Below are 9,818 nucleotides of genomic sequence, written 5' to 3' on the forward strand. Positions count from 1 at the left end.
CGTGCCTCCTCAGAGCTGTTTAGCCCAGGAAAAATCGCGGACATAGATGCCCAGCGGGTTGTTGCGTAGCTGTTCTTCCGTCGTCTGCGGCGTGGCGGGCACGGTGTAGACCGTCAAGAGGGCGCGCATGCGGAACGGCGCCGCTTTCAGCACGCCCTGGCGGTCGCGTACCGTTTCCGTCCAGTCCACCTGCCAGGTGTCGGCCGTCTGCGGCAGCGCGGATATGATTTCGGTGCTGACGGTTTCCATGGCGGCGCGCTTGAGCGGGCTGCTTTGATCGTTGCCGTTGAGCCATTCGTTTGCTTTGGCCGTGGCCGGGTCGTTTGTCGCCAGCATGGAGTACAGGCGGTAGATGGCCTTGCGCTGCAGCGCGATGTCCGGCGTGACCAGGCGTGCGTCGCTGACAAACGCGGCGACGGCGGCGCGCACGACGCGCGGGTCGGCTGCGAGCGCCTGTTGCGCCGGGGCCACCGCCGCCGGCTGGCCCAGCTTGTCGACTTCGACCACATAGGGCACGAACCGCGACTGGCCGGCGACATGCACCATGCCGCCGACGGCCGCCAGCGCCACCAGCAGCGACAGTACGGTCAGCAGCTGCCAGGACTGGCGCGACGACGCGGCCTGCGCCGCATGGTCGTTCCAGGTGCGCCGCGCCGACAGGTAGGGATTGTCGCTCTCGCCCTTGCGGCGTCCACCCTCAAGATGCTCGTCCTGTGCTGGCGCCTCGCCGCTTGCGGCGGCGCGGCGCGTTCTGAATAAGCGGGCAAGGTTCATGCTGGGCCTCCGTAGTCGTCCAGGTTGAGTCCCCGGCTGGCCAGCCATGGGCCGGTCCATGCGCCGCCGTGCCTGGCTTCCAGCGCCTTGACGGCGGCCACCGATTCCTTGTCCGTGGCGCCGACGAAGGCCATGGCCAACGGCCCCAGCGCCAGGTCGTACAGGCGCCGTCCGCTCTCCGACACGTAGTAGTACTGGCGCTTCGGGATAGCGGTGGCAAGGATCTCGATCTGGCGCGTGTTCAGGCCCATGCGCCGGTACAGCGCCGCTGTATCCTCGTCGCGCGCATAGACGTTGGGCAGGAAAATCTTGGTGGCCGTCGATTCGACCATCACGTCGAGGATGCCCGAGCTGGCCGCGTCGGACAGGCTTTGCGTGGCCATCAGCACCAGGCAGTTGGCCTTGGCCAGCACCTTCAGCCAGACCCTTATGCGCGAGCGGAAGGCCGGATGGCCGAGCGCCAGCCAGGCTTCGTCGACGAGGATGGCGGCGGGCTGGCCCTGCAGGCTGCGCTCGATGCGGCGGAACAGGTACAGCAGGGTGGGCAGCGCATATTTTTCGCCCATGCCCATCAGCTCCTCGATCTCGAACACGGTAAAGTCGGACAGCGACAGGCCGTCCTCCTCGGCGTCCAGCAGGTGCCCCATGCTGCCGTCGACCGTGTAGGGGCGTATCGCCTCGCGCACGGCTTCATCCTGGATTGTCAGTGCGAATTCCGACAGGGTCTTCGCGCCGCTGGCATGCATGCTCATGACGGCGTTGCCGATTTCGTTGCGCTGGGCCGGCGTGGTATTCACGTTGTTCAGCGCCAGGATGGTGTCGATCCACTCCATGGCCCAGGCGCGGTCGCTGCGCGTGGCCAGGAACTGCAGCGGGCAGAAGGCAAGGCTGTCGCCGTCGCCGGCCACCGTGTAGTGGCTGCCGCCCATGCCCCTGGCCAGCGGATACATGGACATGCCCTTGTCGAACACGTACACCGACATGCCGTGGTAGCGGCGCAGTTGTGCGGCGATCAGGCCCAGGTGCGCCGACTTTCCGCTGCGCGTCGGACCGAACATCAGCGTGTGGCCCAGGTCGCGCACATGCAGGTTCAGGCGGAACGGCGTGTCGCCGTGCGTCACGCAGTGCATCAGGGCTGGCGCCAGCGGCGGATACAAAGGGCAGGGCGCCTTGTCCATTCCTGTCCAGATGGTGCTTGTGGGGAGCAGGTCGGCCAGGTTCATGGTGTTGATCAAGGGGCGCCGCACATTCTCCACGCCATGGCCGGGCAGGCTGCCCAAGTAGGCGTCCATGGTATTGACCGACTCCACGCGCGCCGCAAAGCCGGTGCGGTTGATGGCCTTCTCGACCTGGCGCGCGGCGGCGTCCAGCCTGTCGCGGTCCTCGTCCATCAGGATCACGACGCTGGTGTAGTAGCCCTGCGCCACCAGGCCGCTGTTGACCTCCGCGATGGCCGCCTCGGCGTCGGCCACCATCGACAGCGCATCCTGGTCCACGGGACCGGTGCTGGTATTGAAAACCTGGTCGAAGAAGCCGCGTATCTTTTGCCGCCACTTCTTGCGGAATTTGTCGAGGTGCCGGGTTGCCTCGTGCGCATCCATAAAGATGAAGCGCGAGGACCAGCGATATTCGCATGGCAGTTCACCCAGCGCGGTCAGGATGCCGGGCGTGGACTCGAGCGGAAAGCCTTCGATGGCGACCACCTGGACGAATTTGCGGCCGATCCGGGGAACCACGCCGCCGAACAGCTCCTGGCCGCCGATGACGGCGTCAAGGTACATCGGATTGCGCGGCAGGATGACCGGATGGTTGATGCCGGTGACGCAGAACTGCAGCCAGCGCAGCAGCGCGTCATGCGTGGTGCTGCCGCCATCCTCGCCAATGACCTGCATGCCGCGCAGGCGCTCCAGCGCCACGGCCGACGACAGACGCGACTCGATGGTGGCGCATTCGCGGCTGAAGTAGTCGATCAGGCCCTGCGTGCGCGCCCGCTGGCCGGGCGCCGCCGCTTCATCATCGAACATCAGTTCGACGAACCGGCTTTGCGCCAGCAGCGGCGGAAGGTAGGTGGCACTCAGGACGAAGTAACCCTCATACATGGTGCCCATGCCTTCGAACAGGCGGCGGCGCTCCTCGTCGATGGCGGCGGATACCGGATCGGGGAAGTGCGACAGGCCTGCCGGCGCATAACCTGGCGCGGGCCGCCGCACCGCATCGACATGGATCATCCAGCCGCTGCCCAGAGCTGACAGGGCCTGGTTGATGCGGAACGAGACCAGTTCGCGCTGCTCTTCCGTGCTGCTGGCATTGTCGCCGCCCCGGTAGAGCCAGGCCGCCATGAAGGCGCCGTTCTTGCCGACGATGATGCCGTCGTCGACCATGGCGGCATAGTTCAGCAGGTCGGCCAGCCCGGCGTCGCGCGAGCGGTGCCGGTCGAGCCGCATGCCGGCGCTGGCCGTGCGGATGCGCGCGTACAGCATGGCGAGCATCATGGCGCCGCAGGCCGCCGTGGCGATGGAGATCGCTTCGGTCATTTGTATTGCCTCCCCTGGCTGTCCGGGTTGACGCGGAAGGGCGTGCTGCGCGCGGCGTAGTAGCGCCGGTAGCGTCGGTGGCGCAGGTACACCTGGCGCATCATCGGATCATGCGCCGCCATCAGGCGGCAGGCGAACAGCGCGCCTGTCCACAGCAGCAGCCCCACCACCGTCGCGCGCAGTTCCTGCGCACTGAAAATGAGCGCAAAGGCCAACAGGCCGGCAAACATGACCAGCTCGCGGTCACCGCCCATGAACAGGTTGTGCCGGTTGCCTGCGCGGCGGATGGGGATGGTGCGCAGTGCCATGTCTAAGTCATCCATGCGCCGCTGCACGAAGCGGCGTGGCGGATGGTGCCGCACAGCGTGTCGCTAGATGCCGCGATTTCCGCACCGCGCCCGAAAAAGGTGCTCATCACGTTCTGCGCGCCCACCAGCAGCGCCATCACCAGCACGATGAAGATCAGGGTGCGGAAGAATCCATTCAGGTCGCCGCCGAAAATGAGCACGCCCCCTGCAATGACGATGCCGATGATGGACAGGGCGAAGGCCACCGGACCAGTAACGGAATTGCGCAGGTTTTCCAGCCAGCTTTCATAGGGAAGCGAGCCGCCGGTGCCGGCGGCCGCATGCGCCTGGTGCGGCAGCGACAGGAACAGCAGCAGGACGATGGCCGCGCACAGCCAGAACTGCGCCTTGCGGTGGTCATGGCCCGGCGGGCCAGGCAGGAAAATGTTCATGGTCAGCTCCTTACAGTACGTGGGTGAGATAGCGGCCGTCCGCGTAGCCGGCCACTTCGAGGATTTCCTGCACGCGGCGGCCAGTTGGCGTACGGGCAATGTGCACGACGATGTGCACCACCTCGCCGATCAGCGGCTCGATATCGGCCGGCGCCGAAGGGTTGCGGCTGATCAGGGACTTGAGGCGCACCAGGCCTGCCGCCGGATTGTTCGCATGTAGCGTGGCCGCGCCACCTTCGTGGCCCGTGTTCCAGGCGTCGAGCAGGTCCAGCGCTTCGGGGCCGCGCACCTCGCCAACCAGGATTCGGTCAGGCCGCATGCGTAGCGCGGCTTTTAGCAGCGCCGTCATGGAGACGTCGAAGGACGTGTGGTACTGCACGAAGTTCTCGGCGGCGCACTGGATTTCTCCGGTGTCTTCGATAATGAAAACGCGCTCGCCGGGATCGCAGGCCACCATGTCGTTGATGATGGCGTTGACCAGAGTGGTCTTGCCGGAGCCGGTGCCGCCGGTGACGAGGATATTGCGGTGGCCAGCCACTGCCTGGCGCAGAATGCCGCACTGGCGCGCCGTCATGGACCCGGCTGCGACATACTCGTCGAGCGTATAGATCGCGATGGCCTTCTTGCGGATGGAAAAAGTGGGGGAGGGGACGACCGGCGGCAGCTGGCCCGCGAAGCGCGAGCCATCGAGGGGCAGCTCGCCTTCCAGCAGCGGCTTGCCGCGCGTGACTTCCTTGCCATGGTAGCCTGCCACGGTCTTGACGATGGCCTCGGCCTGCGCCGCGCGCAAGGTGCCGATGCACCGCATCCGTTCCCCGAGCCGCTCCTGCCACAGCCTGCCGTCGGCGTTGAGCATGACTTCCACGGTGCGCGGATCGTTCAGCGCCTCCACCAGAAGCGGACCCATGTCGCGTTCCAGCTTGCGCCGCGCGCGGTCCTTCAGCGTCGAGAAATCTTCCGTATCAGCCATGATCGGTATCCTTCTGCTGCATCGAAGCAATGTCAGATATGCAAAGGATATACCGGTAAAAATGACGGGATTAGACCTAGCGCAAAGGTCAGCCGTAAGCTTGTTGATGAGTTCGGTGTTTAATGCCGAATCCGCTTGACTATTTCAGGAAGGATATGGAGTTTTGGAAAATATGTGGGCAGCGGTGCTGGCGTTTCCGTGCGTCAGCTATCTTCAGGCTTGCCGTTCGCGATCTGCTTGCGGTTCGCCTCATTCCACTGGCGCACTTGGAAAGCCTGGTATTCAGTCAGTACCGCTGCCACGCGCACATAGCCCGACGGTAGGCTATTTGGCGCTTTGCCGCCCGCGAGCATATCGAGCGACTCCTGGTCCAGGTCGGTAATTTCCAGCAGGGCGGGCAACGCGACGTCAAGCGCCTTGGCGATCGATTCCATGATCTTGAGCGATGGATTCGCCTTGCCGTTGGTCAGGTCGGACAGGAACGACACCGACATGCCCGCACGGTCGGACAGTTCGTTCTTGGAGATGCCCAGTTCGTCGAGCACGCGCAGGACGTTGGTGAAGAAGATTTGGTTGTACACGGTGGCTGATGTCTTGGATTTATACTCTTAGATCACACAAAAAGTGTCAAGTTGGATATTTTCTAGTGCTCCTGACAATGTATCCATTGATCGGGCATATCGAAACAGGTTTCATAGCAGAAGGACTTTGCCCATAGTTATGCATTAAAAAATTTGGCAAGTTATTGTGGGCTGTCAGTAAGTGAAGGTTTTGTGGTACTGGTTTTTTCGCGACAGGTTTGAGTACCAAATTGTTGAACGCCGCGATTTAAATCCTGTAGCCTGGACGCTCATCTTGACTTTGATCACGCCTCAGCAATATACCTTGAGGTAGTAATCTGGTTTTTGTGCCTGACTGAGCTTGTTCAGGACGTCTTCATGCCGAACTTTCAACAATCTGAATTTGGAAAATTCTACCTTTTAATGTGATCATTTTGGCGCTGGTTACTCTCCGGGCATCGCACGACTTCCCCAGTAAAGTCGAAAAACGCCCCCTTGTCGATCAACCGCCTGCGGTCGTATGCCGCATCCCCAAATAGATATTCACCTACGGCCAGCGTTTGATCAAGCAATTGAGTACCATCTGCGCGCTAGTGGAGTCGGCAATGTCTGCTTGCGTCAGGCCCATCGCCAGCGAGCGATCATCCGTGTCCACCCCGATATGGTGTTTGCGCCCGCTGAGTTTCTTGTTGGTGTCATAACCTCGATTTTGCACGCAGAGCGCTTTCACGCTCTGGCTATCGATAATACAGGTACTTGATAGCACCACCCGCTCATTCCACGTACGGTCAAGCAACAACGCGAGATCATGAGTGGTACGAATCAGCATGCGTCGCATCTGTCGCCGAAACCAGCAATTGATCGTCTGATACGGAGGAAAATCATTGGGCAGCATGCGTCACTCGCATCTGGACCTTACCATGTAACGCAGCGCATTAATTACCGTGCGCAAATCCGTCTTGCGAGGTCTTCCCGTCTTCGCTTGCTTTGGCCGCAGCGGCGCGATCAGACGCCACTCTTCATCTTTCACATCCGTGGGATAGCCACGTTTGAGTGCCGTCCTCACCTGCTGATGCCGGTTTCGATTATCTTGCGTTTACATCATCAATCGCTCCAAAACATCAAAGATGCTTTGACCCAAAAGTTGCTATGAAGGTAAGCGGCCAGTCACCCCATCTGCTCAGCGGTTCAGCGTTGGCTAGAGTCTGGAAATGGCAGCAACGCGTCGATCTGTCGGTTGGGGCACGTCGAGAGACGTTCCAAGACCCTGGCCAACCGGCGTGCCGGATCAAGTCAGCTGAGCTAGGCGGTGGCGAACAGGCTCTGGATCGAGGTGGCGCGGCGGCCGGCCCGCTCCAAACCTGTGAACAGCCAGTTCTTTTGTTATGCGGAGCTCCGCAATAATTGACGCTATGTTTCGCATCTTTCTGCGCGTACAATGCATCGAGCGTTAATTTGTTAACTCATGCTCGTCTATCTTGGGATACTTCTAAAAATCACATAGCGCTCCCATTGATAATTTGATATTATCGTTGTTGTTAGCTGACAATAGCTGTTAGCGCCCACCTTCTACGTGCTTTGCAAAATAATCAGCGTGAATGCTGAGCGTCAGATGTCAAAAATAAAGCGCCGATTGTAGAATGACGAACTTAGGTGGCAAGCAGACTCAAAAGAAAGTCCCATTTAGCATTGACGAGTGGGAGCGTATCTTGGTGCGGCACTTTTTTGCAATCGGCGTGGATGGCGACGCGACAGACATTCGCACCTTAGAAGTAACTCCAGTTTCCCTCGCGCTTGCTTGCGGGATGGACGCAAGTTGCGCGGCTGAAGTCGAACAAGCGTTTCGCGATACCCTGTTGCGCAACCAGAACTATTTGTGGGATGTCTTGATGAAAGGCTCCTCCAAATATCCATCTCAAGAAATTCCCAACTGCTTTGTCCCACTTGCGTTGACGCTCCTAGTCGCTGGTCTATTAGGTGGAGATGAGTATGAAAACGACCAGTTTCGCTCGAAGCTTGCCGCCTGGCTGAAGGTAAAGCACGCATTCAATAATCTTGCCGGCGTAAAACTGATGTGGGAAGAGCTTGCGTCGTGGCTCGATAAGCAGTCGCTGGCGGGACGCCCCGTCAAACGGCTTGTCTTGCCGGAGCATCCTCGCAACTGGGTGCATATCGGCTATACACTGCGACTGTCGTTTCCCAACCGGACTGACGTCAGCACCGTGCGTCGCGTTCTTGCATCGACACCTATACAAGATCTGGACAAGCCAACGACCGTTATCCACGCCTTTTGGAATTACTCGAATAAGAAAAGCTTTTCGGTTGGACTAAGCGAGGCCTTCGATAGTTTCAAGAGGGCATATTACTCGCAACGACGCGCGCTGGCTGACCATCGTTTCTGGGCCTTAATCAATCATGTTCGCTCCGGGGCTCAGTCCAAGAGCATGCCACTCGCGCAGATTGAGATTACGCTGACGGTTGACGATGAGCGAGAGTTTAGCGTCGAACTCGAAGGCGACGTTGAGATTCGTCCTTACAAGACGTTGGCTGCGGCGCTGGACGAACGGTTCGTTTTGAACAGTCCTAACCTAGGCACAAGCGTGGCACGCGGACTGATTTTTTTCAAACAAACAGGCATGGGTCGATGGACTGCAGAGCCGGACTTGGGGAAATGTCGAGGGCTGGTATTTGCCGCCTATCATGACAAGATCGCTTCGCGCACTCAAGGTCGCATGGGACGAGTCGATCGATATGTAGACTGGCGTCTGACCGTTGATCCAATTAGCGCCGAGAAGCTTCGCGACGAGCTCGTTCGGTGCGGATTGATGACAGGGGACGTAGGGCTATTTCGGCCCGCAGTATCAGATGGTGTCCGCGTCAATGGGGCTTGGCTTGGTCTTCCGGGTTTTCTGCCACAGATCGCATCAGACACATCAGAGGTTCGCATTGTTTCCTGGACAGGCAAGCCCGAATTGACCATCTCGGCAGCCGACGGGCTTCGACTTGCAGCACAACATCCGGTCTCTGGAACGTGCGTAATCGAGCCGCGTCTTGCTGTAGGAGAGCGCGAGCCGCACTGGAGGTTGAATGTGCAGTTTGTCAATCACGCGGCACCTCATTATGAACTGAGTGGCGCGAGACGCAGCCAACCACTGCTGGCCGACTGGGATCGTTTGGCCTTAGAGTCCGGCCGAGAGGTGACCTGCCCCGTCCTGGATACACCTGCGTGGGGCCAGGCCGATGACGCCCTCGAATGGCTGCTTGAGGTAATCTATGCAAATGGTGCCAGTGGATGGGATGAGTCTAATATCGTTAGCTTGCTCAGGCGCTCTGATCGAGAGGCCGCCGCAGTACCTTGGCGCACGTTGAGAATGCTGCAAGACGGCGGCGTCATTGAGCCTAGGTTGCGGCGAGGATGGAAGGGTCGGGTATGGACGCTGTCGGCTCCACGCATCGTTAGCGTCGACAGCCCGGCCGGCCCTGTCGCACTTGCGGAAGGCGCGTTTTGCGTGCAAATGCTAGACGCCTTTGTTGTTGCCGCAAAGGCCATGGGTGCAACGCCCTTCCGCCATCCAGGCGCAGCGCGCTGGTCTGTACCGGTCGTAGGCGCGATTGGCGCAAATGCGGAACAATTGGCGCGCGTAATGCAGTGGGAGCATGTAGGTCGGCCGGAGACACCGGGAACCGCGCCTCTCGCATTGGCGGCAACAGAGCGGCGTGCGGAACATTACAGCGTGTCGGCCTCATGGTGTTGGCGCAACCGTCGCTTCCTTGGTGCCGGAGCGAATGATGCAGCCGTTAACCTGACGTTGCTTTCACACCGCGCGGATACCGACCACGATGTGTATCGCGTGGAATCTAACGGTGCCCGCGCTCACTTCTTGTCCCGTTGTGCCGCAATCGTCGCCGCGCATGCCGCCGCTTCGGTACCCCTGTTCGCATTTGATGGACGACACTTGAATGTCACCGGTCGAGATGGCGCGCTCCCCGACGCCATTGGTCGTACACTGCGCAGGCGAACACTTGCGAGCGGTGGGTTTGACGACGGCATCTACACCTACCCAGCAACGAGTTTGGATGCCCGCTGGGTCGCTGCGTTGTTGCCTGGATGCGTTTCAGGACTGACAGCCGAGGGCTCGCTCACGCCAGGCGCAGCGCTTTCTCGGACCCGCCGCTCCCAAGGAGCGTTGCGCCCCCAATGGATTGATGGAAATTTGACACTTTAAGGTGAGTAAGGCGAA

Annotated in this window: 9 protein-coding genes and 1 pseudogene; 1 reads left to right on the plus strand and 9 read right to left on the minus strand. The window is 60.4% G+C overall.

The window, feature by feature from the left end:
* Positions 1-9: 9 nt before the first annotated feature.
* From Q8L25_RS17860 to Q8L25_RS31755, 9 genes and pseudogenes are all read right to left on the minus strand, one after another.
* Positions 10-774: a VirB8/TrbF family protein gene (locus Q8L25_RS17860; protein WP_308920643.1), complete on the minus strand. Its 765-nt coding sequence runs from the start codon at positions 772-774 to the stop codon at positions 10-12.
* Entirely contained in the window at positions 771-3,308 is a 2,538-nt protein-coding gene (locus Q8L25_RS17865) for a VirB4 family type IV secretion/conjugal transfer ATPase (protein WP_308920644.1), read from the minus strand. Before Q8L25_RS17865 ends, Q8L25_RS17860 begins: the two co-directional genes overlap by 4 nt.
* Positions 3,305-3,616, minus strand: a complete 312-nt coding sequence (locus tag Q8L25_RS17870; RefSeq protein WP_308925750.1) for a conjugal transfer protein TrbD — start codon at positions 3,614-3,616, stop codon at positions 3,305-3,307. The genes Q8L25_RS17865 and Q8L25_RS17870 overlap by 4 nt, the downstream gene beginning before the upstream one ends.
* Positions 3,617-3,618: 2 nt before the next feature.
* Positions 3,619-4,047, minus strand: coding sequence for a conjugal transfer system pilin TrbC (trbC, locus tag Q8L25_RS17875; protein ID WP_308920645.1), 429 nt, complete (start codon positions 4,045-4,047; stop codon positions 3,619-3,621).
* Positions 4,048-4,057: 10 nt separating this feature from the next.
* Positions 4,058-5,017, minus strand: coding sequence for a P-type conjugative transfer ATPase TrbB (gene trbB / locus Q8L25_RS17880; protein WP_308920646.1), 960 nt, complete (start codon positions 5,015-5,017; stop codon positions 4,058-4,060).
* A gap of 203 nt (positions 5,018-5,220) precedes the next feature.
* Complete coding sequence (locus tag Q8L25_RS17885; protein WP_308920647.1) at positions 5,221-5,598, minus strand: transcriptional regulator; 378 nt, start codon at positions 5,596-5,598, stop codon at positions 5,221-5,223.
* A 526-nt stretch (positions 5,599-6,124) separates the two neighbouring features.
* Complete coding sequence (locus Q8L25_RS17890) at positions 6,125-6,472, minus strand: transposase (protein ID WP_308920648.1); 348 nt, start codon at positions 6,470-6,472, stop codon at positions 6,125-6,127.
* Positions 6,473-6,475: 3 nt separating this feature from the next.
* Positions 6,476-6,643 carry a transposase gene (locus Q8L25_RS31750; RefSeq protein WP_374694179.1) on the minus strand — a complete coding sequence of 56 codons (168 nt, stop codon included), beginning with the start codon at positions 6,641-6,643 and terminating at the stop codon, positions 6,476-6,478.
* Positions 6,644-6,765: 122 nt separating this feature from the next.
* A pseudogene (locus Q8L25_RS31755) lies at positions 6,766-6,960 on the minus strand (transposase domain-containing protein); the annotation flags it as partial.
* Positions 6,961-7,217: 257 nt separating this feature from the next.
* Between Q8L25_RS31755 and Q8L25_RS17895 the strand changes: the two are divergent.
* A complete protein-coding gene (locus Q8L25_RS17895; RefSeq protein WP_308920649.1) occupies positions 7,218-9,803 on the plus strand; it encodes a hypothetical protein in 2,586 nt (861 codons plus the stop codon).
* Positions 9,804-9,818 lie beyond the last annotated feature (15 nt).

This window comes from Janthinobacterium sp. J1-1, assembly GCF_030944405.1.
Lineage (GTDB): Bacteria > Pseudomonadota > Gammaproteobacteria > Burkholderiales > Burkholderiaceae_D > Janthinobacterium.

Bases quoted from the DNA above. Each gene is read 5' to 3' on its own strand.
- trbB (WP_308920646.1), bottom strand. From the start codon at position 5,017: ATGGCTGATACGGAAGATTTCTCGACGCTGAAGGACCGCGCGCGGCGC.
- trbC (WP_308920645.1), bottom strand. From the start codon at position 4,047: ATGAACATTTTCCTGCCTGGCCCGCCGGGCCATGACCACCGCAAGGCG.
- Q8L25_RS17890 (WP_308920648.1), bottom strand. From the start codon at position 6,472: ATGCTGCCCAATGATTTTCCTCCGTATCAGACGATCAATTGCTGGTTT.
- Q8L25_RS17895 (WP_308920649.1), top strand. From the start codon at position 7,218: ATGACGAACTTAGGTGGCAAGCAGACTCAAAAGAAAGTCCCATTTAGC.
- Q8L25_RS17865 (WP_308920644.1), bottom strand. From the start codon at position 3,308: ATGACCGAAGCGATCTCCATCGCCACGGCGGCCTGCGGCGCCATGATG.
- Q8L25_RS17870 (WP_308925750.1), bottom strand. From the start codon at position 3,616: ATGGCACTGCGCACCATCCCCATCCGCCGCGCAGGCAACCGGCACAAC.
- Q8L25_RS17860 (WP_308920643.1), bottom strand. From the start codon at position 774: ATGAACCTTGCCCGCTTATTCAGAACGCGCCGCGCCGCCGCAAGCGGC.